Raw genomic sequence first — 25029 nt, 5'->3', positions numbered from 1 at the left:
GATGACTTGATAGACCTTACAAAGATAGAGAAATACAAAGAGAATAACCGTATAGAAGCGAAAAAGGCCATAGGCGGACTGCCTATGAGTCTGTGGGAGACATATTCCGCATTCGCTAATACACTTGGTGGGATAATCCTGCTTGGTGTAGAGGAGCATGAGGACAAGTCACTTCACCCCATAGACCTGCCCGACCCCGAGTGGCTTATCAGTGACTTCTGGGAGATAATCAATGATAAGAGAAAAGTCAGCAGGAATATCCTTACTGACAGAGATGTGAGGATAGTTGAGACTGAGGGCAAGCATATTATCGTCATAAACGTTCCGCGGATAAAAAAGGGCGATGAGCCTATATATCTGGGCGGCAGTGTCTATACAGGCACTTATAAGCGCAGCGGCGACGGCGACTATAAATGCTCAGTCGAGGAAGTTGCGAAAATGCTTACCAATATTGGTTAGTTATTAGTGATTAGTGCATAGTGAATAGTGTAGGGGCGCATTCCGTGCGCCCGTGCCTTACACCATAATTAACATGAGCGCACTGTAAAAAAGAAAAGCTCCCCATTTCGGGGAGCTTGATTTTATTATCTTGACAATAAATAGAATTCTTTAACAGAATATGCGTACATTGCTACAGGGATATTTGGTGCATACATTTTCAGCATATCTCCTTGAACATATACTGAAAGATTTTTATATGTATAAACATCTGCTGTGCCATTCGGATGAATAACTATAAGTCTGTTGCAGGTTCCACAATAAGTCCAACTATTTGCTGCAGCACTTGCTGTGAGTGTAGGAACTGAATTAGGATTCAGATTTTTTGCGATAGCTGTACCAGATCCAAGGAGAGTGAATGCCATTGCGATTGCTGAGATTTTTTTGAGTACGTTTTTCATTTGTTTTTACATCCTTTACAAAAAATTAATAGATCAACGCGCTAATCTTGTTAATATTATATCACAAGTGTTGCTGTTTGTCAAGTGGTTTTTCAAAATAAAATAATACTTTTGTGCTAAAAAATGCTGCAAAAAAGCAGTCCCGATTTTTATATAATTACGTTCCATACTCTCAACTCTCAATTCTCAACTTACTAATCACTATGCACTAAACACTAATAACTACTCACTATTCACGCGGGCTGTCGAGGATGCCAGCCACTACATTATCAACTCTCAACTTACTATGCACTAACCACTAATCACTAACAACTAATAAATTCGGTCAGAAAACAACAGGTCAAAGCGAGTGTAATAGGTGAATGCATTCAAAGGAGTGAAATGATGACAGACAAAGAACTGCATTGCATAATGGAGCAGTCTCCCGAGGAGGGCAGACGGGCTTTGTTTGATGAATATTGCGGATACGTGTATGCGATCTGCGCAAACAAGCTTAAAGGCTGCGGCACAAGCGAGGACACAGATGAATGTCTGAGCGATACATTCGCTGCGGTATTCCGATATCTGGACAGCCATACAGGAACGGACGGAGAGCTTAAAGGCATAATTGGCACAATAGCAAAGCGAACTGCCATAAGCTATTTCAGGCGGCTGTCTGTGAAAAGTGATACTACTGTATCTATCGACTCCGACAGCTTTGGTGAGCTTTCATCTGATTTTGGAGTTGAAGAAGCAACGGAACAAACAGTACTTCGTGAGACTGTATTTGACTGCGTGAAAAGCTTGGGCGAGCCTGATGCGACTATCATCATTTACTTCTATTACTACGGTATGAAAACAAAACAAATAGCTTCACTTGTGGAACTGAGCGATACTGCTGTACAGAAAAGGCTTAGCAGAGGAAGAAAAAAGCTTATGGAGCTGCTTAGTGAAGCAGGTATCTCGGAGGAGGGATATAAATGAGATTTGATGATCTGTTCAATGATATAGACAACAATACGGCAGACAGGCTCTCTAAGGAGTATCCTGTCCTCAAAGATGAAAAGAGAGAGAGGTTATACGCCATGAGTAAAAGAAAGTACAATATAAATGAAAAGCATGAGAATAACGCTGCTGAGGTATCGGGAGTTGAGGAGTACCGCAGACCAAAGTGGTATAAGGGAGCGAGCATTGCAGCAGCGGCTGTGCTCCTTGTAGCAGGAATAGGCGGAAGTATGGCATTTATAAGCCGTAACGGTCATTCTCCTGCGGCAGAGGTGGAGACAGTAACCGAGACAGCGACAGAAGTGACCACAGATGCCGAGGATACTGTCTATCTGAACGGTGATGAGGACGTAACTGACGCCGACGCAATCGCTAAGTTACTTACCGATAATTGGCTTGCCTGCTTGTATGACGTTCACGGAAGAACTCTTGAAGTCGATAAGTCATCTGTTGTTACCAAGACAATAACTTCTTTCGGCGGAGATGAGATATCAAGGGACTTCTATCGTGTTACCGATAAGAGATATCCAACATGGGAAGATCTGGAAAAACGCTGTTACGAGGTATGCGATTCTGAGCTTGGAAAGATAGTCCTTGATAACTGTTCCTGCGCAAAGGAAGAGGATATTGACTATACGACTCTGATATATACTACAGCTGACGGATACTACGTTAATACAGAGACTTGCGATACCAGTGACAGGCTGTACAAGTGGTTAGATGACGATGTAAAAGGCGAGTTCGACGAGAACGGAAATATAATTACCACCAGAAGGCATATTGATTTAGATGTTGACCCTGATCATGTTTATGAAACAAAGTTTACTATCGTGAACACAGAGGACGGCTGGCGTATAAGCAAGGCTGAAGAAAATCCTGTCATGACAAATTCAGAAGAAACAGATGCAGACGCTATCGCCAAGGAGCTGACCGACGCTTACAGAGACTTTGTCTGTGATCTTCACGCAGGAACTCTTGAAGTCGATAAGTCTAATGTCGTTACAAAGACACTCACAACACCTGACGGCAGTGAACTTCAGAGAGAGTTCTATCTTGTCACCGACTTGAGATATCCAAAATGGTCTGATTTAGAAAAGAGGTGCTATGAGATATTCGATGCGGAGTTAGGAAAGGTAATACTTGATAATTGTATGTGCGATAAAGAAGAGGATATCAACTACTATACATTTATGTACACTATTGATAACGGATACTATATCGCAAAAACTATTCACGATGACAGCATGGGTCCTTTTGAATGGGATCAGAATATAGCAAAGGGTGAGTTTGACGATAACGGCAATATAATAACAACACTCACTAAGACAGACTCTAATGGTTATACTCTTGAAACAAGCTTTACTATCATCAATACCGAAAACGGCTGGCGTATAAGCGAAGCTAAAGAAAAGCTTTACGGCGTACCTGAAAGCGATAATTATGACCCGAATATAAATGAATAACAAAAAAGGGACTGCAACATAAGCAGTCCCGATTTTTTATGTTATATAGTGCCGTAAGCGATGTACAAATAACGTTTTGGTTAAGAGTAAACGAGTTTACGAGTGTCAACGTGGCAAGGGTGCAGCGTCACGCTGCAAAAATGGGACTGCAAAATAAGCAGTCCCGATTTTTTATGTTATATAGTGCAGTAAGCGATGTACAGTTAACGTTTTTGTTAAGAGTAAACGAGCTTGCGAGTGACAACGTGGCTGGGATCAAACTGCCTCAGTTTGCCATACCAGCTGTGATAATAGCCATTTTGTAAACTTCGTCAGCGTTGCAGCCTCTTGAAAGGTCGTTGATAGGAGCGTTAAGTCCCTGAAGGATAGGACCGTAAGCCTCATAGCCGCCGAGTCTCTGAGCTATCTTGTAGCCGATGTTGCCAGCCTCGATAAGTGGGAATATGAAAGTATTAGCCTGTCCTGCAACCTTTGAGTCAGGGCACTTTGTCTTAGCAACTTCTGCTGAAACAGCAGCGTCGAACTGGAACTCACCGTCGATAACGAGGTCAGGGTTTATCTTTCTTGCTTCGATAACAGCATCGTGGCTGAGCTGAACTGTGCCGCCCTTGCCTGAGCCGTATGTAGAGAAGCTGAGAACAGCAACCTTAGGATCAATGCCGAAGAAATCAGCAGTCTTTGCAGTTTCAACAGCTACCTCAGCAAGCTTTCTTGCACCTGTGAGAACTACATTGCCTTCCTTGTCAACTGTGTCTTCATAGCTGAGGTTGATAGCGCAGTCGCCCATAGCTATCTTTTCTTCCTTGCCGTCCTTTTCACGGAAGAGAATGAATGAAGAGCTTACGAGGTTAGAACCCTTCTTTGTCTTGATGATCTGGAGAGCAGGTCTTACTGTATCAGCTGTTGAGTATGTAGCACCGCCGAGAAGAGCGTCTGCCTTGCCAGCCTTAACGAGCATAGTTCCGAAGTAGTTGGACTTAGCCAGAGCTGCGCGGCACTCGTCCTCTGTCATCTTGCCCTTTCTGAGCTCGAACATCTGAGCAACGAGAGCGTCCATTTCAGGATATGTAGCAGGGTCAACTATCTCTGCACCGTCGATATTGAAGCCGCCGTTCTTAGCAGCAGCCTTTACTTCGTCAACGTTGCCGCAGAGGATAACGCCCATAAGGTTTTCCTTGATAAGTCTGTCAGCTGCGGAGAGGATACGAGGATCGCTGCCCTCAGTGAAGACGATAGTTTTCTTGCTGGATTTAAGGTTTGCTATAAGCTTGTCAAACATTCCCATTTTAGGATACCTCCATTGGATTTAAATTTTACCTTACTATTATATCACAGTTGCCTCGCAAAGTCAATCAGTTATTAGTGGTTAGTTGTTAGTGATTAGTGCATAGTAGGGGACGGCGTACCGTGGGGTTAGTGAGTAGTAGGGGCGGATATTATCCGCCCGAGTCTTACGATGCAAATAAAATTAACGCACTGTAGGGACGCGCATTGCGCGTCCGCAAACATTCATATCAATCCGACACGGACGACCAATGGTCGTCCCTACACTAATCACTAAAAGCTCAGACTCCATATTTCACCTTTATCCTGTGCAGCTTCTCGCCGAAAGGCTTGGCAAGGAGGTAAAGGAACAGCACATTTGATACTGCGTATGACGCAGTATAGGGGATAGCGGTAAAAAGTGCCGCAAGATAGAGCTTCACATCGAAGCCCTGATTATACCACAGGACAGTCCATATATCCATGATGAATGAGTACGCAAGACCTGCCGCAGCACCGTATATGAGCAGTAGAGCGCGGCTTTTCAGCAGCTTATCAGCGAGAACTCCTGCGAAGAAACCGATGAGCCCCCATGCAAGCATCTGAAAGGCAGTCCACGGACCCTGTCCAAAGTAGAAATTAGAGAGTATAGCTGACAGCGAACCAACGAGAAAGCCTGCTTCACCGCCGAGATACAGGGCAGTGATTATAGTCAGTGCAGCTATGGGTTTCAGAAAGGGAATAAAGCGTCCTGCGAAGCAAAGTGCCACCATTACTGCAACTATGACCATTCGGCGCGTTCCCGTGGACTTTTTCTCAAAGCCTGCCGCAAAGAGAAGAAGTGCCGAGACAGCAACTGCAAGGGAGATGATGATATGTTTTTTCTCGTCAAAGGCGACAGCTCCCACAATTGTTATCATAGGGACTGCAACGAAAGGTACGGCTACCCTTATGAGATCACGCAGTCTTTTACTTTTTATCAGGAGCATCTCACATCTCCTTTCTGCCGTTGATACGGCATATCTCAGCCGCATCGTCCACGGTGATGATATTGTCGAAATAACCACGTGTCATTCTGCTCACAGCCGTTGTGTAGAAGCTGCTGTTTGGGAAAAACTCATGTGGAGTCCCTATTGAGACTATCTTTCCGCCGAAGAACATAGCGCACCTGTCAGCGCATACAGCGGCGAATTCCACATCGTGGGTAACAGTGACTATGGTAACGCCTTTTTCTTTAAGGGACTGCATGACTGACATCATATTCAGCTTTGAGGCTGCGTCCAGTCCTTTTGTAGGCTCGTCAAGAAGAAGTATCTTCGGCTTTGCGGCAAGGACTTTAGCCAGTGCAGCAAGCTGCTGTTCGCCGCCCGAAAGGTCATAGGGGTGCTTGTCAAGAAGATGAGAGATATCATATGGCAGGTCGTTAAGCTCCGCGTCACATTCTTCCAGTTCCTCTCGGACAGTATTTTTCAGAAAAACGGTCTGAACGTCCTGCGGCAGCATAGCAAGGCACTCACGGTAAAGCGAGCGGTTCTTGTAGTCTTTGAGCTTTTTGCCGAGTATTTTTATTTTGCCGCTGTATGCTCTTAGAAGTCCTGCTGCTGCGGAAAGAGCCGTAGTCTTTCCCGAACCGTTGCCGCCCAGTATACAGAATATCTCACCGCTGTACACCTTGAAGCTGAGTCCGTCGAGAATGTCCCTGCCGTCCCGTGTGTAGCGGAAATAAACATCTTTGAATTCAAGAGCGATACTGTCCTCATGCACATAGGATGCCTGCGCAAGTCCGCGAGCAGTATTTTCGTAATTGCTTTCAATGAACGCTCTGCCCTCGCGGACTGTCAGCGGACAGCCTCCGCTGCCGCTGAGCTTCGCGTACAGACGCGAAGCCGCAGGCATACCGCATAGTATATCAGGACGGATTTTCAGCGTATTTATTGCATCTGACGGAGTAGCGTCTGCGATGATACTGCCTTTCTCCATGACAATGAGCTTATCGCATATGGGAACAACGTCCTCAAGCCGATGTTCTGCCATTATTATGGTCAGACCGAAGTCCTGATTTAGTCTTTTCAGAGTAGCGATGAAATCCGCAGCTGCAATGGGGTCAAGCTGAGCCGTGGGTTCATCGAGGATAAGGAGCTGAGGCTGCATGACGAGTACGGAAGCAAGATTGAGTAGCTGCTTCTGACCGCCCGAAAGCTCCGCAGTATCCCTGTCGAACCAGTCCCCGATACCGAAATAGCTTGCCATTTCCGCGATACGTCGGTATATCTCATCGGACTTTACGCCCAGATTTTCCAGACCGAATGCAAGCTCGTGCCACACCTTGTCCGTGACTATCTGCTGTTCGGGACGCTGCATAACAAAGCCTATAGAAGCGGCGGAAGTCCTGTCATCGAGGTCGGATAATTCCTTTCCGCAGAATAACACTTTACCGCTCACATCACCAAGCGGAGAAAGCTCACGTTTCAGCATACGCAGCAGCGTAGACTTACCGCTGCCTGTAGCTCCGCATAGAACGGCGAATTCACCGCTGTTAAGGGAGAAACTTATCTTATTGAGCGCAGATGAGCTGCACTGAGGGTAAGTAAAGGTCAGATCGTTGACCGCAAGTATTTCCATTTTAATCTGACCTCCGTTTCGATGATTAGCGGCAGCAGTATAAGTGCGCCGTATGAGATTATACCCGATATGCCAAGTATATCGGGAGTTTTTATATTTATTTCGGGATAAAAGTCAATACTCAGCGAGTCCGTACCCACAGCTGCTGCGGTAACTGCAAGAAGCAGCAGCGTTACAATGAGCAATACTATATCTCCCACACGAAAGCCGAAGCGTCTTAGTTGAGTGCGTCTGCCTGTGCCGTAGCCTCTTGCCTCCATGCTGTCGGCAGTGATGATGCCGTTTTCAAGTGCCCATGTGACCATGACCGAGAATACCCTCGAACGTCCCTTTATATCGTCAATGATGTTGTCGTCCTTATAAAGTCCCATAGCAGTCTGAGCGTTGTTTATCTTCTCAGACTGCCTGCCGAACAGGGGAACGAACCTGAGTGCCATTGAAAGTACCAGCGACAGCTTCGGTGAAAGCGCACCTGTGAGATACAGCAGCTTCTCACTTGTCATTATCTGAGTGAAGGACCTGAACCAGTACAGCACACCGATTATTATGGCTGCCGAATTTACGCCGTAAAGCAGAGCTTCAAGAGTTACGGGATTATGGTTCATAACGAAGAGTACAGTTTTTCCATTGTGGGAAACAAGGGGATTTGCAAGAGCCAGTACGGCAAAGAGTATCCAGAAGAAAATGTGCTCCCTGCCGTGTGAAAGACCATTCCTGAAAACGAAGAAAACAACCGCTCCCACAAGGGATATCGCCATAAGTATAGGATAATTGCAGAACATTGCAACTCCCGTAACGCTGAAAAACCATACAGCAATGACTATGGGATTGTATTCAGAGAATTTCCTCATTTTTCGTATACCTCATCAAGGTCGTGACCCAGTTCACAGGTGTACAGCCACTCGATCTTATCCCCGTCACTGAGGACATATTCGCCGCAGTTGCGAGAGGGAGTGATACCGTTTACGTGGTACACCCAGCCCGAAAGGTCGCCGAAATCGAATTCGTATATATAGTTTATGCCTGCGATGTAGACCATGCCGTGTGAACCGCCCGAGCTGCCTGTATTCTCCACCTGTATGCCATAGGTCTGAGCAGCTTCCGTAAGGATATCGAACACAGTATCCCCAGCCTCTATGTCAAAGGCAGTAGGCGCAAGAATAACGCCGTCCCCTGGGATATGCTCAGCCTTGCCTGCAATAGTGCCGCAGTTTATCTCCATAGTGACCGTGCCGATAGCATTTTCCTTGTGTTTTTTCTCGCCGCTGTAGTATTCCTCGGGTGAGGATATATCCGTAACAAGGACTATTACAACAGCCGCTCCCGTAACAATGGCAAGGAAGATGAAGTTCTTGTAATTACGCCTGCCTGTAATAAACAGTATAAGAGCTATCACCGCAGCCGCTCCCACGATTATGAGTATGACAGTGGGTTTGTAACTGCCATGCTTGTCAGTACTTGGTGCAATAGTCGTTACAGTGATCTGAGTATTAGAAGTCTTGACCGTGACAGTAGTTGTAACTACGTCAGTCTTTGCGGAAGAAGTGTTTTTCGTTGATGCAGCCGTAGAAGTGGCGGTAGTCTTTACAGAAGAAGTCTTTGCAGCAGTAGTCCGCGTATTTGAGTTAACGTTATTATCACTGCTGTTATTATCCTGATGTCCGTCGCTGTGATTATTATCATGAGTATCGGGCTGAGACTGTTTATGCATCGCGTTATTGTCAAGCACCAGCAGTGGAGAGCGTCCCTCAGTCATGCGTTTGAAAGCAATGAGAGAGTACAGAGCCTGCACGGTCGCTGTCTCATTGAACTCTCCGCCCATAGCATGGCAGAAGCTTCCGTCACTGAGTTGATAAGCAGTTATCCCGTCGATAACGTTATTGCCGTTCTTGATGAATCTTTCATCGTACCTGCAGTCTATTCCCAAAGCCGAAAGTGCTGTAAGCACCTGAGCCGCACTTTCAGGATTGGGCGTGCCGAAGCTCTGATAACCGCCGTTTTCTTCCTGACGGCTTGACATAAAGTCAAGAGCTCTGTCAACAGCTTCTGAGACATCGCTTCTGCCGCAGTTTGGCGCAAGAGCCTGAACGGTCATAGCCGTAACGTCAATATCACCGTAGCTGCCGAAAAGAGCCCAGCCGCCGTCATCGTACTGCATGGAAAGGATAGCGTCAACAACTGAGTCCTTAGTGAAGTTATGGCAGGTGTAGCCGTTATTGAGCACATGAAGTCCGTATATCCAGCTCATCATGCCCTGTTCACCTATGGAGCTGTCAAGGATATCGGAGATATAGCTGTCGGAGCTTCCAGCCGCACACAGAGCAAGTGCGTATTTCTCACGGGAAGTAGCTGAAGCAACGTTATTACCTGCAAGATAGCTCCTGAGAGAGCTTTCATACGCCGAAAGATCAGTATATCCGTCCTGACTGAGTGCTATAACGTACCAGTCCGAAGTCCTGCCTGCACCCTCTGCCGCTTCACCAACCAGCCATTCCTGTACACTGCCCGAGCCCGTCTGTCTTAGCTTATAATCAACGATACCGCCGATGACAGATTCGATATCATCGGCGGTATATTCGTAGCACTCAGCCTTTAAGGGAACAAGACTGAGACCAAGCATCAAAGTGATGACAGAGCACAGGATACCCGAAAGTATCTTATTCCTCATCTTTGCGTCTGAAAGCGATAGCAACTGCGGCAGCAGCACCCAGTGCGAAAACAGTTACGCCTGCACCCTTGTCGCCTGTCTTTGGAGAGTTGTTCTTTGCAGTAGTTGCCTTTGCGGTAGTTTTAGCAGTAGTCTTTGCAGTAGTCTTGGCTGTTGTTGCATTAGTAGTTGTAGAAGTAATTGTTGTAGTTGTTGTTTCGGTAGTAGTTGTAGTAGTTGAAGATGTTGTTGTCGTAGTTGCAGCCTCACCGTTGATTTTTACAGTAAATGCAGGCGGAACGATATTGAGTGTATCAGAAACAGCACTTACAACGTTCTTGCCCGGTTCTGTAAGAGTTATCTTGAATGAACCGTCATCGCCTGTAACTACGTCTGTTTCCTTGCCGTTTACAGTTATCTTTGCACCTGCAACAGGTTTTGAGACAGGTGTCCAGTTTGCATCGAAATCAACGTACATAAGGCTGCTTTCAACTTCATAGCCGGGATCGCTGTCCGGGTGATTTCTCATTGTGAAGTATGTGTATTTGTCTGAGTAATTCTTTGCATCGGAATATACAAATGCGTCCAGTAAAGCATCGTTTGCAATGATATCGGAAAGACCGTTTGCAGCGATATGATTTACGTAATAGCCATAGCTTCCGCCGTTCTCAACACCCCAGAGCTTGTCGAGACCCAGACCCCACTGTCCTACTGATGACTTATAGCCTGCTGCTGCCCCACCCTCATAGAACTTTTCGTGAGCGATATAGAGTGCATCATTGATAGTGAGCTTGCCGTCACTGTCGATATCAGTGACCTCAATAGGCTCCTCAGCAAGAACGATTTTTTTATTATTGTCTGAGATAGTAACATAGACTTTTGTTACATCTTCTGCGGCCGCTGTTATGCTTAAAGCTGAGAATGACATGACAACAGCAGCTGCCATAGCGATTGATTTTTTCATATAGACCGACTCCTTTAAATTTAATAGGGCAACAAAAAAGCCTTTCCGAAGGGCAGAAAAGCGCGGCTTAAAAGCTTAGCATCACAGCAAAGCAATAGGCATACGTTTTTCATTGTCCAAAAACGATAAATACCTGCAATGTCCGACGAGCGATCCGACTGTACGGCAGTGACTGCTGCGACGGAATTTCACCGTGCTTCCCTCAGTTTCGGACTGCATAATATTCATTTATGAAATTATTATAGCACTTCACTTTTACACTGTCAAGCGAAGATAAAAGGTGTATTACTGAAAGTTTTTTATATTTGTTATATTTATAAAAGAATTGCGGCTCAGAAGGTGTTGTTTTCGGGCTGATGTAGGCATCAGCCCCTACTAAGCACTAACCACTAATAACTAATAACTACTTACTTCTTATCCTTATAAGCGTAGCCGAAATTGATAGGCGGAGCAGTTACTGACACGTAAACGAACTCCTCATTGCCATCGTTGAGCAGACCGTGAACGTCCTTATCTGCGAAGCGCACCACATCTCCTGCCTTGAATGGCTTGGTGGTATCATTTTCGAGAAGGAGCTTGCCGCTGCCCTTTGTTGCGTACCATATCTGCTCCGAAGCATCGTGAGTATGTCTTGGCTGACTTGCACCCACTTCAAGGTGTACCTCAGTAATAGTAACACGGGTACTTGCAGAATTTTCGGGATTGAGGAGCTGACGGGAAACTACTCCCGGATTTGAAAGCTCTCTGATGTTGTCTGCACTGATGAATTCCATAATTATTCCTCCTTGATATAAAACACACCGCAGCTGAGTGCTGCGGTGTTATGATAAGCTTTATTCCGTACATCCTTCTAAAATATGAAGCTCCTTGGTGTTGAATTCCTCGGGAGTAATGAATGTAGGTACCATTTTATGAAGAGCCTTTATAGCGATAGCCTCATCGTTTTTGAGAGCTGCATCGCGGAGCTTTTTAAGGCTTGCAGCGAAACATTCCTCATCGATATCTATCTGCTTGCCGATGAAGATGAGCTTGTTTGAAGTCTTTTTGAGACCCTCCTCGTTCATGAGCAGCTCTTCCTTTATCTTTTCACCCGGTCTGAGACCTGTGAACACGATAGGTACATCTTTATAAGGCACTTTTCCGTACATACGAATGAGGTTTTCTGCAAGAGTTACTATCTTTACAGGCTGTCCCATGTCAAGAACGAAGATCTCGCCGCCGTGAGCAATGGCAGCAGCCTCCATAACAAGGCTTACAGCCTCGGGGATAGTCATGAAGTAACGGATAATATCCTCATGTGTAACTGTTACAGGCTTGCCCTGCTCGATCTGCTTTTTGAAAAGCGGTATAACAGAGCCGTTTGAGCCGAGAACATTGCCGAAACGTGTGGTAACGAATTCGGTCTTGCCCTCATGCTGCTGAGAGAGGTACTGCACTATCATTTCGCAGCATCTCTTTGAAGCACCCATAGCATTTGTAGGATTTACAGCCTTATCGGTTGAGATCATAACAAATTTTTCAGCATTGTGGAACTGAGCAAGTGTAGCTACATTGAACGTACCTACAACGTTGTTCTTTATAGCCTCCATAGGGGATACTTCCATGAGAGGAACGTGCTTGTGAGCCGCTGCATGGAAAACTATCTGAGGCTTGTACTTTTCAAATATCTGATTTATACGGTAATAATCACGAACAGAAGCAATAAGTGTAACGAGATTGAGGTCGCTGCCGTATTCCATGACAAGCTCCTGCTGTATCTCGTATGCATTATTTTCGTATATATCAACGATTATTATCTGCTGTGGGTGATATTTAGCGATCTGACGCACAAGCTCAGAGCCGATGCTTCCGCCGCCGCCTGTTACCATACATACCTTGCCGTTGATGAAGTCCTTTATATCCTTGTTGTCAAACTTGATAGGATCACGACCGAGAAGCTCCTCGACCTTGATATCGTGTACCTGTCCAAGCAGTGTAGCAGAATCGTCAAGGATAAGTGTACCGATAAAGGGAACTATCTTCAGAGGGAGCTTAGTTTCGTTGCATATATCTATAGCAGCCTTGCGTTCGTCAGATGTAAGTGAGGGGATAGCAAGGATAAGCTGTTCTATCTCATACTCTTTGGCATATTTTACGAGTTCGTCCTCTCTGCCTACGACCTTGACACCCATTATCTCTTTGCCGACCTTTTTAGGGTCATTGTCGATAATGCAGACAGGGTTGAACTGCGCTGAATACTTGTCCTCGGTATAAGGCGATTTCTGAGCGTTGAAGATCTCGTTGAGAAGCATCTCGCAGCATACACCACCACCGATGATCATAGTACGCTTCGCGCTGTCGCTGAATTTTACTTCCGATTTCACAATAAACCTCCCAAAACACCGCTTCTGTTGCGGAAAATAACTTCAAAAAATCTTTTCGCTTATATATCTTTTTATTTCCGAAAAGCATTTTTCCTCTTCGCCGCTGTTGTCAAACCTTACTGTTATACCTGCCTGAGCCAGCTTTTCTTCGGAAAAGTCCTCACTGTCAGCAATAAAACGGCGGCAGAGTTCGGTATATTTCGGTACGGACTGAGTACGCTCACGCTCAATGGCGCGTATTAGCCTTACATCGTCAGCAACCTCAATATACAAGGGGATAACGACATCACCGCAAAAATGCTCTTTTATTTTTATGTATGATTCAAGAGTGCCGATGCCTATACAGCTGCCTTTATCGAGAGATATGCTGTCAGCGGCAGTAAAATACGTCCATTCGCCGTAGACAGTATCATATGTACGTTCTTCGATGACCATGCCTTTTTTCATCATATCATCGAAAGTATCTCTGTCAACAAAATGGTATTCTCTTCCGTCCTTTTCATTGTCTCTGATAGGACGAGTAGTGTACAGGACTATCGGGGTAAGTCCGAGTTCGGAAACGATGCGCCTGAAAAAGGTGTCTTTTCCTGAAGAGCTCTTACCCATGATATAAAAAATGTGGTTCATTTACAAGCTCCGAAAATAAAATCATGTTTTTGCAGATTACTCCACGGTATTCAATTATATCACAATATATTGGAGAAATCAAGGGGTTAGATGTTCAATTATTGCTATTTTTTATGGAGTGGGTATAAATAGTCTAATTCAACGAAATATCAGCAGAAACGTCGCTTTTTATGTTCAAAAGTGCTGTTTTAATGGACGGATTTGTAAATTTTCTGTTTCATGGCTTTACATCGGGTAAAAAAAGTATTAAAGTATAACATGGAAAGCTGAAAACATGAACGGAGGTTTATGAATGAAAAGAAGAAAAAGATTTGCACAGAGAGCATTCTGGGCAATGGCTGCTGCTGTTATTGCAGGCAGCTCTTTCCTACAGGCAGGGACAGAGCTTGCACCGCTGACAGCAAATGCAGGACAGCAGCTTGGACAGACAGATTTTGAGGACGGCGTCGGACTCCCATGGCATATAGTGGAGTCAGCTCCGGGAGAAATGGACTTTGAGATAGACAATGGAGTATATACAGTTGAGATAGTAAATCCGGGCGGAGCTTCACGAGGCGGTGAGGATCGCTGGGACTGCCAGTTCAGACACAGAGGACTGAAAATAGTATCAGGACACAAATATAAGGTATCCTACGAGATAACTCCCTCCGAGAGCGGAAAGTACTACACCAAGATAGGCAACCTTGACGGCGATGTTGAGATATGGCACAACATGATGTCGGATAACGGACCTGATTTCAATTCCACATGGGACTGCATACAGATAGGCAAGAACGAGACAAAAAAGGTTGACGTGACTTTTACTGCCGACAAGTCACTTGACGTTGCAGAGTGGGCATTCCATTTAGGCGGCGACGGTCAGTACACAAACGGTGACTGCTTTCCTGTGGGAACGAAGATAAAGTTTGACAATATGTCACTTATCGACCTTACCAGCGATGAGAATGATTATCCCGAGAATGTGAAGTACGAACGTGCAGGGATTCTTACAAATCAGGTGGGCTACTTCAAGGACAGAGCAAAGAGAGCAACTCTCCTCAGCGACTCGGACAAGCCTGTTGCTTTCACTCTCAAAGACGACTCCGACAAAAAAGTATACGAGGGAAAAACAGTACCTTTCGGACATGACAGCGACTCCGATGACGAGGTACATATCATAGATTTCTCGGACTTCAAAAAGACAGGTACTTATTACCTTGAGGCTGAGGACGGCAGCATAAGCCATGAGTTCACCATAGGCGGCTCTGAGGACTATTCCTCACTGCTATATGACTCGCTTAACTACTTCTACCAGAACCGCAGCGGCATCGAGATAGAGAGTGATTTCATCTCATCAGGCGATACCGCAGAGCTTGCCCGTGCGGCAGGTCATACGAAGGATATGGCTGAGATAGAGCAGACATGGGGCTACAGCGGAAGCAGCGGCACTATCGACGTTACAGGCGGCTGGTACGATGCAGGCGACCACGGTAAATACGTAGTAAACGGCGGCTTCTCACTCTGGCTCATGCAGAACCAGTACGAGACTGCTCTTAAATACGGCTTTGAAAAGGCTTATGCCGACGGCACTATGCTCATTCCCGAAAATAATAACGGCACTCCCGACCTTCTTGACGAGGCTCGCTGGGAAATGGAATGGATGCTGAAAATGATAGTGGACAAGGGCGAATACAAGGATATGGCTTACCACAAGGCTCACGATGAGAAGTGGACTGCTCTTGGCATCGCTCCTGCCGATGACGATATGAAGCGTATCGTAAAACCGCCAACCACAGCAGCTACCCTTAATCTTGCTGCTTGTGGCGCACAGGCTGCACGACTCTGGAAAGATTACGACAAGGAATTCGCCGATGAGTGTCTCGAAGCTGCCGAAAAAGCATTTGCTGCTGCAAAGAAGCACCCTGCAATGTATGCACCTCTTGACGAGTCTGTTGGCGGCGGAGCTTACGGCGACGATGATGTTGAGGACGAGTTCTGCTGGGCAGCTCTTGAGCTCTTCATCACAACAGGCAATGAGGACTATTATGACGAGGCAACAGAGAACAAGTTCTTCCTCAATGTACCTAAGTCACTTGGCGGCGGTGAGAGCGTTGATACTGTGGGAAGCTTCGACTGGGGCAACACAGGAGCTCTTGCAACTCTCAGTGCCGCACTCAATTCCGAGAAATTCGACAAGGGCGATGCTGAGATAGTTAAGGAAGCAATTATCTCCGCAGCAGACGAGTACATCACAATGGAGGAAAATCAGGGCTACGGACTGCCGTACGGTTCAAGCACACTCAGCTACAACGACAGCGATAAGGGCTATATATGGGGTTCAAACTCATTCGTAGCAGATAATGCCATAGTTATGTCATATGCGTATCTCCTCACAAACGAGGATCAGTATCTTGACGGAGCTATCGGCGGTATGGACTATCTCCTGGGCAGAAATGCTATGGACTATTCCTATGTTACGGGCTACGGTTCACACGCTATAGAGTATCCTCACCACCGTTTCTGGGCAAAGCAGATAGACGAGACTTTCCCGAAAGCACCGAACGGCGTAATGTGCGGCGGACCAAACTCGGGTATGCAGGATCCGTGGGTACAGGGCTCAGGCTGGAAGAAAGGCGAGATACCGCCCCAGAAGTGCTACCTCGACAATATCGAGGCGTGGTCTGTGAATGAGTGTACTATCAACTGGAACGCATCTCTTGCATGGCTCACAGCCTTTACTGCACAGGAGGCAAGTGACGAAGGCATTGAAATAGGTCATCACAGCAACGGCAAAAAGCCTGAGAAGGAAGAGGAGACTGAGACAACTACCAAGAAGCAAAAGTCAGACACTACAACAAAGGCAGCAAAGACAGAGGATAAGGACACCAAGAAAGAAAAAGACGATAAGTCGGACGGTCTGGGTAAATTAGCTCTTATCTGCGGCGCAGCAGTTGCAGGTCTTATCTCTTTGGAGCTTTTCGTGTATAAAATGGCAAAGCTGAAAAAGAACAGCAAATAAAACATAGCCGCAGTATGTCTGTTTGGGTACAGATGTGCTGCGGTATTTTTATCCGTAATACGAAAAAAGCCTTTAAACAGACAAATTTTCATTTTATTATCACAAACGCGGACAAACTCAGGCTTGACTTTTTCGGGAATACGTAGTATAATATTCTATATTTATTAAATAGGAGCGTGTTTTTTTAATGAGTAAAGGAAACGGCGTTTTCAGTAATCTGAAAAAATCCACAAAGATAACTCTCATCTCTTGCGGCTGTTTCATTGCACTTTCAGCAGCTATCCTCTTTTTCTTCGTTATGTTCCCGATAACACCTTCTGAAAAGGTGATATCAGCGTTCGGACGCGAAACTATCTATAAAAAGGACACTGCCGGAACAACAGTTACTACTACAGTGATAACTACTTCAGATAAAAATAAAGCGGCTACGACCACTAAGGCAAAAACAACCACTGCCCGCAGAACTACAGGAACAGATATACCTAATGTGACTCAGGGTTCGGGCTTCTACACAGGACAGAAGATACCGTCCGGCGGTACACCTGGTGAGAATTACTTAACACCTACCTTCCAGACTACAACAACATCTGTTGCAGGCGGATATTCAAATGGTGGCTATCCTATCACAAGTACACCTAACGGCGGTACAGGCTCAGGTGGAGTTACAGGCGGCGGCACAGGCACAGGCGGAGAAGCTCAGTTACCTGTAGAAGGCGGCGGAGCAACAGGCGGTGAAACGCAAACACCTGTAGAAGGCGGCGGAGCAACAGGCGGCGGAACTCCTGCACCTGTAGAAGGCGGCGGAGCAACCGGTGGTGAAGCACCTGCACCTGCTGAAGGCGGCGGAGCTGCTGCATCAGAATAATACAAAGAAAGGCTTCCAATTGATTTGGAAGCCTTAGTTTTTAGTGCTTAGTGAATAGTAAGTAGTGAGTAGTAGGGGCGAACAGTGTTCGCCCTTTTAATTCGTAATTTGTAATTAAAGTGCCATAAGCGATGTGTAGGGGCGAGTTCCACTCGCCCGTGTGATTCGTGACTGTTCACCAATAAATTGCGCATAAACTCCGAATGACACAGGAGATAATCCTGTTCATACACTCAGCGACCTATTTGGCGAATCATGATCTGAACAAATAATAGCCCCGAAGCTGTTAAAATGCATCGGGGCTATACTTTTATCAGAAAACAGCCTTTTTTATCATATCCAGCTCTTTGAGCGAGATGCAGTTGGGGATATCCTCATATTTCATTACTGAGAGGAGCTCGTCTATCTCAGCCCAGCCTACCTCAGAGACTTCGGATGACTGCAATGTAAGTTCTTCTATCTCGATAGGCACACGGCATATATATACAGCCACAAGCTCATTATCGTGAATGTCCCCCTTTGAGTATTCAGCCTTTTTCAGACCAATGAATTCGAGCTGGCTGCGGTTTATATCGAGACCAAGCTCTTCGTGAACTTCCTTTAGAGCAGTGTGACGGAATTCCTCACCCTGTGAAACATGACCTGCTGCCGAAACATCATAGCAGTCGGGATTGATATCCTTTTCGTGGGCACGTTTCTGAAGAAGCACGAAAATACCGCCGTCACGGCGTTTTATCATCCATATATGCACAGTCGGGTGGAGCTCACCGTCCCTGTGTACAAGTGTACGGGGCTTGCTGTCGGCAGTTATCCTTGCCTTATCGTCAATGAGATTGAGGAACTCATCAACAATGAATTCCACCTTAATATCAGGGTTTTCCTCGGCAGCTTCTGTGAATACAGCCTTTATCTCGTCAACAGCTGCATTTTCTGTTTCCTCGTTAGACACGTAGACCTTATACGAAGCAGGAGAGCCTTTTTCTGCGATAGCTCCTGCAAGCGTGAACTTGTCGTTAATGTCGGGGTCATCAAGTTTTTTTGCAGTCTCGGCATAGAGCTTTTCCTCATTAGCCAGTCTGCTCAGAAAAATTTCAACATCTTCCATAATTCTCTCCATATCAGCATTTGCTTGCTTAGTAATGTTTTCAGCGGTTTACATTATATACCCATGAGTGAAAAATGTCAAGTCATTTTTCGTGAATTATAAAAACAGCTCCCCGTTTTTTACGGGGAGCTTATCAGCGTCCCAAAGAGGAGTCGAACCTCCGGCCTACTGCTTAGGAGGCAGTCGCTCTATCCTACTGAGCTATTGGGACACATTATGTATATTATTTTATCACATTTTTCCTCTCATTGCAAGCACTGATGAATAATTTTACATTTTTACTTAAATATGCTGCGGATTTGAGCATTTTGACAATGCCTTTTATATTGACGTTTTTAGCAAAATCTGTTATAATAATTATATCTATACATTAATAATATTAAAGCAACTCTGCAATGCAGAGATTTACTCTTTACGGAGATGATAAAAATGAACGAACTTACCACTGTGGATGAAACAGTGACCGAAGCTGCGACCAATGAAGTTATAGGGACGATACAGGAGTCTGTAGAAAAGACCACAGGCTTTTTCAGCGATGCGGCAGAATATCTGAGAAAGGCACTGCCATTGATAATAGTTGCATTGCTGATACTTGTTTTGGGTATACTTATCTCAAAGCTCATAGCAAAGATAGTAGGCAAGGCAGTTTCAAAGTCAAACGTTAACGGCGCAGCGAAAAGCTTTCTTGTGTCGCTGATAAAGATAATACTTTACATCGCAGTTATCATCATGGCATTGTCCGTACTCAAAGTGCCGATGTCATCAATAATAACCATTCTCGGTGCAGCAGGACTTGCTATCAGCCTTGCGCTGCAAAGCTGTCTGTCAAATCTGAGCGGCGGATTTATAATCCTGTTCACCAAGCCCTTCACAACGGGAGATACCATAGAGCTTGACGGTTCTGTAGGAAGAGTCCGTGATATAGGCATATTCTATACGAAAATGCTCACCTTTGACGGCAAGACCGTATTCATACCAAACGGCAAGGTAACTGATGCAAAGATAGTGAACTACACAGAGACTCCTGCAAGACGTATTGATATGAGCTTTGCAATAAGCTACAGCTCAGACTTTGAAAAGGCTCGTCAGGTGATACTCGATGTTATCGCAAATGAAAAGCTCATACTGAAAGAGCCTGCACCTGTTGTAAGAATGAGCTCACATAACAACAGCTCCGTATCCGTTGCAGTTCTTGTATGGGTAAATAACGGAGACTTTCTTGAAGAGAGCTACAATATGACAGAAGCAGTAAAGGCTGCATTTGAAAAAAACGGCATAGAGATACCGTTTGACCAGTTAGATATACACATAAAGGATAAGGTTTGATGAGCGAGAAAAAAGAGACAAAACAGAGCGAAGCCCCTAAGATAGAGACTCAAAAGAAAAAGTCAGGTAAGTGGCTGTGGATAGTAATACTGTTTATTATATGGTGGTTCAATAACTATACGCTGAAAACCAACAGCGTCAGCATGAAATCGGCAAAGATCAGCAGTAAAATGCGCTTTGCAGTTATAAGTGACCTTCACGCCACAAAGCACGGCATAAAGAATAAGACCATATTTGAGGCAGTTGATAAAGAGAAGCCAGATGTGGTATTCTTCCTCGGGGATATGTATACCAGAGAAAGTGAAAGAGAGCTTATGAGCAAGCCCGTGGAACTTGCAGAGGAATTCATATCTGCGGGATATCCCGTATATGCAGTCACAGGCGAGCATGATACGGACAGAGAGTATATAAACGATCTTGAAAATGCAGGTGTTAACGTTCTTGAGTATGAGAGCGAATACATTGATGTAAAGGGCAATCGTGTTCATCTTATGGGCATAGACAATGTGTACTACAGTTCCACATTTGATCTCAGGAACGAGTTTTCCACAGATGAGAACAGCTTTGATCTTCTGCTTGCACATATACCGAACTATGAGAAATTCGCGGCTTTCGGAGCTGACCTTACCATATGTGCAGACACTCACGGCGACATGGTACAGCTGCCGTTCTTAGGACCGCTTTACGATACGGAAACAAAAAAATGGCTTCCAAAGCTCTCGGATAAAGAGCTTAATATATATGACAAAGGTTTTTTTGATTATGACGGGGGGAAGATGTTCATAACATCGGGAATAGGAGTTTATCCCGGACCTTTCCGATTTAATAACCGACCCGAAGTAGTCATATTAGATGTTGAACCAAAGAGGTGAAAGGTATGAGCAGGGAAAATATTACAGATATTGCAGTTATCGGAGGCGGAGCATCAGGACTTGCGGCAGCTATCGAGGCAAAGACAATAATGCCCAATGCAAAGGTAGTCATACTTGAAAAGCTTGACAGAGTAGGCAAGAAGCTGCTTGCAACAGGCAACGGAAGATGCAATCTCAGCAACACTGATCTCAGTGACGGACATTTTCACGGCAGCGTAAGGAACGCAAAGAGGATAATGCAGTCAACTCCCTCGGCAAAGGAGTTTTTCGGCAGTCTCGGAGTGCTGTGTACAGCTGATTCAAAGGGCAGGATATACCCTCGCAGCAATAATGCGGCAACTGTGCTCAATGCGCTGAGAATGAGGGCAGAGGAGCTGGGTATCATTGAAAGATGCGGCTTTGAAGCAAACTTCATAGAGAGTACTGACAAATGCTTCAGGATATGTACTGCTTCGGGGGAGAAGTACCCTTGCAGACGCATAATAGTTGCAGCAGGAGGCTATGCTGCACCGCAGTTCGGAACAGACGGAAGTGTTATAAGGCTTCTCCGCAGCAAGGGCTGCCACACTACAAAGATATGCCCTGCCGTAGCACCTCTTAGAGTACGTCCCGAGCTTCTGAAAGGGCTCAAAGGAGTCCGCGCAAAGGGTAGAGTAACAGCTTATTCGGGCGGACGCTTCCTCAAGGACGAAACAGGCGAGATACAGTTTACCGAGAATTCACTTTCGGGTATCTGCGTTTTTAATATGGCATATCTCATCTCAAAGTTCGAGGGCAAGCTCACACTAAGACTTGACCTTGCGGCAGACATGGAGAATGAACAGCTCATGGGCTACCTCCGCATCATACACTATCAGCGCGGAAAGCACACCACGGACGAGCTGCTCACAGGACTTTTCCAGCGTAATCTTGCAGCATACATAACCAAGAGAGCCTTGGGCAAGCCCCTCACTGAAAAGATATCTTCACTGACTGATGCTGACCTTAAAAAGGTTGCGCAACTCATAAAGAATATGGATTTTGACATTCTCGGAAGCGCACCGTGGAAAGATGCACAGGTAACATCAGGCGGCATCAGCGGCGAGTGCGTTGACGACAGATTGCAGCTGAGAAGCGAAAAGGGCATCTTCCTCTGCGGTGAGATACTCGATATCGACGGCGACTGCGGCGGTTATAACCTGCAATGGGCATGGTCATCGGGAATATTTGCAGGACGAAACTGTGCGGAGTCACTGAGGGGTGCAGCACTATGATAAGAGCAGGCGGCATAAGGGTTTCGCTTGATACCGACCTCAGCGATCTTGCAGGGATATGCGAGAAAAAGCTGCATATAAACCGTGACAGGCTAATCAGCGTAAAGCTTGCGAAAAAGTCAGTTGACGCACGTAAGAAGTCTTATGTGCATTTCCTTATTTCCCTTGATATTGAAGCAAAGGGAGAGGAAAAGCTGCTGAAAACTCTGAAAAATGCTTCAAAAATCGAAAAGACGGACTACAGAGTACCAAAGCTGAAAAGTCTGCCGTACCGCCCTGTAGTTGTTGGCTTCGGACCTGCGGGAATGTTCGCATCTCTTGTCCTTGCAATGGCAGGAGCAAAGCCAATAGTCCTCGAAAGGGGCGGCGATGTGGACTCACGTGTAAAGGCTGTTGAGGAATTTCAGAGCGGCGGAAAGCTTGACACCGAATGTAACGTGCAGTTCGGCGAAGGCGGAGCAGGAACATTTTCCGACGGAAAGCTGACTACAGGCATAAAGGACAGGCGTATCGGCTGGATACTGGAAAAGCTTGTGGAATTCGGTGCGCCCGATGAGATACTTTATCTTGCAAAGCCACATATCGGTACGGACAAGCTCCGCGGAGCTGTAAAGGCTCTCCGAGAGAGAGTCATATCACTTGGCGGTGAAGTGAGATTTAACGCAAAATTCTGCGGATCTGAAGCTGAAAACGGTAGCCTTTCCGCAGTGAGATATACACAGAACGGACAGGAGCATAAGCTTGAAGCCCAAAGTCTGATACTTGCTACAGGTCACAGTGCAAGGGACGTTTTTGAGCTGCTTTACAATGAAAAGATAGAGCTTTCGCAGAAGAATTTTTCAGTGGGAGTTCGTGCAGAGCATCTGAGAAAAGATATCGACAGAGCAATGTACGGTGATTTTGCAGGACATCCTGCTCTTAAAGCCGCAGATTACAAGCTTGCAGTACATCTCCCAAACGGACGCACATTGTATACTTTTTGTATGTGCCCCGGAGGACACGTTGTGGCAGCTTCATCTGAGGAGGGCAGACTTGCAGTTAACGGCATGAGTTATTTCTCCCGTGATGCGGAGAACTCCAACAGCGCACTCCTTGTGAATATAAATACAGATGACTACGGAAGTGACCACCCTCTTGCAGGAATGTACTTCCAGCAAGAGCTTGAAGAAAAGGCTTTCATTGCAGGTGGCAGTGATTATCATGCGCCTGCGGCAGTCCTGGGTGATTTTATGGAAGGACGTATCAGTGAAAAGCTTGGCAGAGTAAAGCCGTCATACCGCCCTGATATAAGATTTGCAGCTCCCGAGGAGTATCTTCCCGACTATGTGTGCGAGTCTCTGAGGCTTGGCATAAAGGAAATGGGCAAAAAGATAAAGGGCTTTGATGATAGTGACACTCTCCTGACGGGTATAGAGAGCAGAAGCAGCTCACCTGTAAGGATAAACAGAGGTGACGACCTGCAATCCGTATCACTGAAAGGACTCTATCCCTGCGGTGAGGGAGCAGGCTATGCGGGCGGTATCGTTTCGGCAGCTGTAGACGGCATGAAGTGTGCCGAAGCTGTCATAGAAGCCATTAGCGGACAGTAACGTAAAAAACGGGCGAAGTCCCGAAAGTATAATTTAAAATCGAAACGGAGGCTTAGTTATGAAGATCAATGTTATCGGCGGAGAAATGGACAGACGCGAGATAGACGAGTACATAAAGTACGTCGGACAGAAATATGTCGGCAGACAGATAGGTGAGCTTGATATTACCATAGACGGTGAATTTGTAGACCTGAAGGTCCATTTCAAGGACATGGATTTTCAGAGAGCGTACCGTTCAGCCGACTATCTGGTAAACACAATGGAAAAGCTCAATGATGCAAAGCAGAAGGAGTTTTCCGAAAAGGAAAGGCACAAGGTTTAAGGAGCATATCGAATGAATTTAACTAACATCGGCACAGTTAAGGAGATACTTTCCCGTCACGGGTTCAGCTTCTCAAAGGGACTGGGACAGAACTTTATCATAAATCCAGACATCTGCCCGAAAATAGCAGAAAACGGCAATGCCTGCGAGGGCTTCGGAGTTCTTGAGATAGGCACGGGTATAGGTGTTCTCACAGCAGAGCTTGCAAAGCGTGCAGACAAGGTGACGGCAGTTGAGATCGACACAAGGCTGCTTCCCATACTTGAAGAAACTCTTGCGGACTTTGACAACGTGAAGATAATCAACGAGGATGTAATGAAGTGCGACCTGCACAAGCTCATCAAAGAGGAGTTTGACGGACTTAAAGTTGCTGTGTGCGCAAATCTTCCGTACTACATCACATCTCCTATCATTATGATGCTCCTTGAAAACCGACTTCCTATCGAGTCCATAACGGTCATGGTGCAGAAGGAAGCCGCACAGCGTCTTTGCGCAAAGGTAGGCAGCCGTGACGCAGGAGCAATAACAGTAGGTGTAAACTACTACGGCGAAGTAAAAAAGCTCTTTGACGTATCGCGTGGCAGCTTCATGCCTGCGCCCAATGTTGACTCGGCTGTAATAAGGATAGACCTTAACACCGAGCACCGCCTTGACGAGGAAAGCGAGAGATTTTTCTTCAAGGTGGTAAAGGCAGGCTTTGAACAGCGCAGAAAGACCCTTGCAAATTCACTTGCGTCCATAATGGGAATACCAAAGGAAAAGGTGTATGCTTCACTGAAAGATATGGGACTGCCTGAAACCGCTCGTATCGAGCAGCTTGATATGGAACAGCTCATTGACTTTTCCGCAAAACTGATGAAGGACTGA

The 25029-nt window shown here is 45.8% G+C and carries 22 protein-coding genes, 1 tRNA gene and 1 riboswitch; of the genes, 11 read left to right on the top strand and 12 right to left on the bottom strand.

Translation table 11 applies throughout. The features are described 5' to 3' along the window. The first annotated feature begins 6 nt into the window (after positions 1-6). A complete protein-coding gene (locus tag QZZ41_RS11435; RefSeq protein ID WP_295072092.1) occupies positions 7-459 on the top strand; it encodes a helix-turn-helix domain-containing protein in 453 nt (150 codons plus the stop codon). Positions 460-584: 125 nt separating this feature from the next. Here QZZ41_RS11435 and QZZ41_RS11430 read toward each other — a convergent pair whose 3' ends face one another. After that, the gene (locus QZZ41_RS11430) at positions 585-899 is read right to left on the bottom strand and encodes a hypothetical protein (RefSeq protein WP_295072089.1); all 315 of its coding nucleotides are present in this window, start codon (positions 897-899) and stop codon (positions 585-587) included. 384 nt (positions 900-1283) lie between these two features. Here QZZ41_RS11430 and QZZ41_RS11425 point away from each other — a divergent pair, with 384 nt between their 5' ends. Both QZZ41_RS11425 and QZZ41_RS11420 read left to right on the top strand, forming a co-directional pair. Further along, positions 1284-1862, top strand: coding sequence for a sigma-70 family RNA polymerase sigma factor (locus QZZ41_RS11425; RefSeq protein WP_295072087.1), 579 nt, complete (start codon positions 1284-1286; stop codon positions 1860-1862). Next, entirely contained in the window at positions 1859-3346 is a 1488-nt protein-coding gene (locus tag QZZ41_RS11420; protein WP_295072084.1) for a hypothetical protein, read from the top strand. Before QZZ41_RS11425 ends, QZZ41_RS11420 begins: the two co-directional genes overlap by 4 nt. Before the next feature lie 265 nt (positions 3347-3611). On the opposite strand, the gene pta is transcribed toward QZZ41_RS11420, so the two are convergent. The 9 genes from pta to QZZ41_RS11375 all read right to left on the bottom strand — a co-directional run bounded on the left by pta (position 3612) and on the right by QZZ41_RS11375 (position 13832). Then, on the bottom strand, positions 3612-4631 hold the full coding sequence (pta, locus tag QZZ41_RS11415; RefSeq protein ID WP_295072082.1) for a phosphate acetyltransferase: 1020 nt from the start codon (positions 4629-4631) through the stop codon (positions 3612-3614). Between the two features lie 280 nt (positions 4632-4911). Continuing rightward, positions 4912-5598 (bottom strand): ECF transporter S component, encoded by a 687-nt coding sequence (locus tag QZZ41_RS11410; protein ID WP_295072079.1) that lies wholly within the window; start codon positions 5596-5598, stop codon positions 4912-4914. A gap of 1 nt (position 5599) precedes the next feature. Next, the gene (locus QZZ41_RS11405) at positions 5600-7231 is read right to left on the bottom strand and encodes an ABC transporter ATP-binding protein (RefSeq protein WP_295072077.1); all 1632 of its coding nucleotides are present in this window, start codon (positions 7229-7231) and stop codon (positions 5600-5602) included. Then, positions 7204-8082, bottom strand: coding sequence for an energy-coupling factor transporter transmembrane component T (locus QZZ41_RS11400; protein ID WP_295072074.1), 879 nt, complete (start codon positions 8080-8082; stop codon positions 7204-7206). The genes QZZ41_RS11405 and QZZ41_RS11400 overlap by 28 nt, the downstream gene beginning before the upstream one ends. Beyond that, positions 8079-9899, bottom strand: coding sequence for a DUF4430 domain-containing protein (locus tag QZZ41_RS11395; RefSeq protein WP_295072072.1), 1821 nt, complete (start codon positions 9897-9899; stop codon positions 8079-8081). Before QZZ41_RS11395 ends, QZZ41_RS11400 begins: the two co-directional genes overlap by 4 nt. Continuing rightward, positions 9889-10842 (bottom strand): NPXTG-anchored protein, encoded by a 954-nt coding sequence (locus QZZ41_RS11390; RefSeq protein WP_295072069.1) that lies wholly within the window; start codon positions 10840-10842, stop codon positions 9889-9891. The genes QZZ41_RS11395 and QZZ41_RS11390 overlap by 11 nt, the downstream gene beginning before the upstream one ends. Positions 10843-10947: 105 nt before the next feature. Beyond that, positions 10948-11057: riboswitch (adenosylcobalamin-variant (AdoCbl-variant) riboswitch) on the bottom strand. A 192-nt stretch (positions 11058-11249) separates the two neighbouring features. Further along, complete coding sequence (locus tag QZZ41_RS11385; protein WP_295072066.1) at positions 11250-11615, bottom strand: cupin domain-containing protein; 366 nt, start codon at positions 11613-11615, stop codon at positions 11250-11252. A 60-nt stretch (positions 11616-11675) separates the two neighbouring features. Further along, positions 11676-13205 (bottom strand): nucleoside-diphosphate sugar epimerase/dehydratase, encoded by a 1530-nt coding sequence (locus QZZ41_RS11380; protein ID WP_295072064.1) that lies wholly within the window; start codon positions 13203-13205, stop codon positions 11676-11678. A 42-nt stretch (positions 13206-13247) separates the two neighbouring features. Beyond that, a complete protein-coding gene (locus tag QZZ41_RS11375) occupies positions 13248-13832 on the bottom strand; it encodes a guanylate kinase (RefSeq protein ID WP_295072062.1) in 585 nt (194 codons plus the stop codon). A gap of 292 nt (positions 13833-14124) precedes the next feature. Between QZZ41_RS11375 and QZZ41_RS11370 the strand changes: the two genes are divergently transcribed. Further along, positions 14125-16830: a glycoside hydrolase family 9 protein gene (locus tag QZZ41_RS11370; RefSeq protein WP_295072059.1), complete on the top strand. Its 2706-nt coding sequence runs from the start codon at positions 14125-14127 to the stop codon at positions 16828-16830. Positions 16831-17017: 187 nt separating this feature from the next. After that, complete coding sequence (locus tag QZZ41_RS11365) at positions 17018-17695, top strand: hypothetical protein (protein ID WP_295072057.1); 678 nt, start codon at positions 17018-17020, stop codon at positions 17693-17695. A 313-nt stretch (positions 17696-18008) separates the two neighbouring features. Here QZZ41_RS11365 and QZZ41_RS11360 read toward each other — a convergent pair whose 3' ends face one another. Both QZZ41_RS11360 and QZZ41_RS11355 read right to left on the bottom strand, forming a co-directional pair. Then, positions 18009-18800, bottom strand: a complete 792-nt coding sequence (locus QZZ41_RS11360; RefSeq protein ID WP_295072055.1) for an NUDIX domain-containing protein — start codon at positions 18798-18800, stop codon at positions 18009-18011. Positions 18801-18937: 137 nt separating this feature from the next. Next, positions 18938-19011, bottom strand: a tRNA-Arg gene (locus tag QZZ41_RS11355). Positions 19012-19229: 218 nt separating this feature from the next. Here QZZ41_RS11355 and QZZ41_RS11350 point away from each other — a divergent pair. From QZZ41_RS11350 to rsmA, 6 genes are read left to right on the top strand one after another with little or no spacing between them, the layout of a single operon-like run. After that, complete coding sequence (locus QZZ41_RS11350; protein ID WP_295072053.1) at positions 19230-20126, top strand: mechanosensitive ion channel domain-containing protein; 897 nt, start codon at positions 19230-19232, stop codon at positions 20124-20126. Further along, a complete protein-coding gene (locus tag QZZ41_RS11345) occupies positions 20126-20998 on the top strand; it encodes a metallophosphoesterase (protein WP_295072050.1) in 873 nt (290 codons plus the stop codon). Before QZZ41_RS11350 ends, QZZ41_RS11345 begins: the two co-directional genes overlap by 1 nt. 5 nt (positions 20999-21003) lie before the next feature. Next, positions 21004-22251 carry an aminoacetone oxidase family FAD-binding enzyme gene (locus tag QZZ41_RS11340; protein ID WP_295072048.1) on the top strand — a complete coding sequence of 416 codons (1248 nt, stop codon included), beginning with the start codon at positions 21004-21006 and terminating at the stop codon, positions 22249-22251. Beyond that, on the top strand, positions 22248-23840 hold the full coding sequence (locus QZZ41_RS11335) for an NAD(P)/FAD-dependent oxidoreductase (RefSeq protein ID WP_295072045.1): 1593 nt from the start codon (positions 22248-22250) through the stop codon (positions 23838-23840). Before QZZ41_RS11340 ends, QZZ41_RS11335 begins: the two co-directional genes overlap by 4 nt. A gap of 58 nt (positions 23841-23898) precedes the next feature. After that, the gene (locus tag QZZ41_RS11330) at positions 23899-24162 is read left to right on the top strand and encodes a hypothetical protein (protein ID WP_295072042.1); all 264 of its coding nucleotides are present in this window, start codon (positions 23899-23901) and stop codon (positions 24160-24162) included. A 12-nt stretch (positions 24163-24174) separates the two neighbouring features. Beyond that, positions 24175-25029, top strand: coding sequence for a 16S rRNA (adenine(1518)-N(6)/adenine(1519)-N(6))-dimethyltransferase RsmA (gene rsmA / locus QZZ41_RS11325; RefSeq protein WP_295072040.1), 855 nt, complete (start codon positions 24175-24177; stop codon positions 25027-25029).

The organism is Ruminococcus sp. (assembly GCF_016283395.1).
The sequence above is the reverse complement of the archived record's forward strand: the minus strand, read 5'-3'. Positions and strand labels throughout refer to the sequence as shown.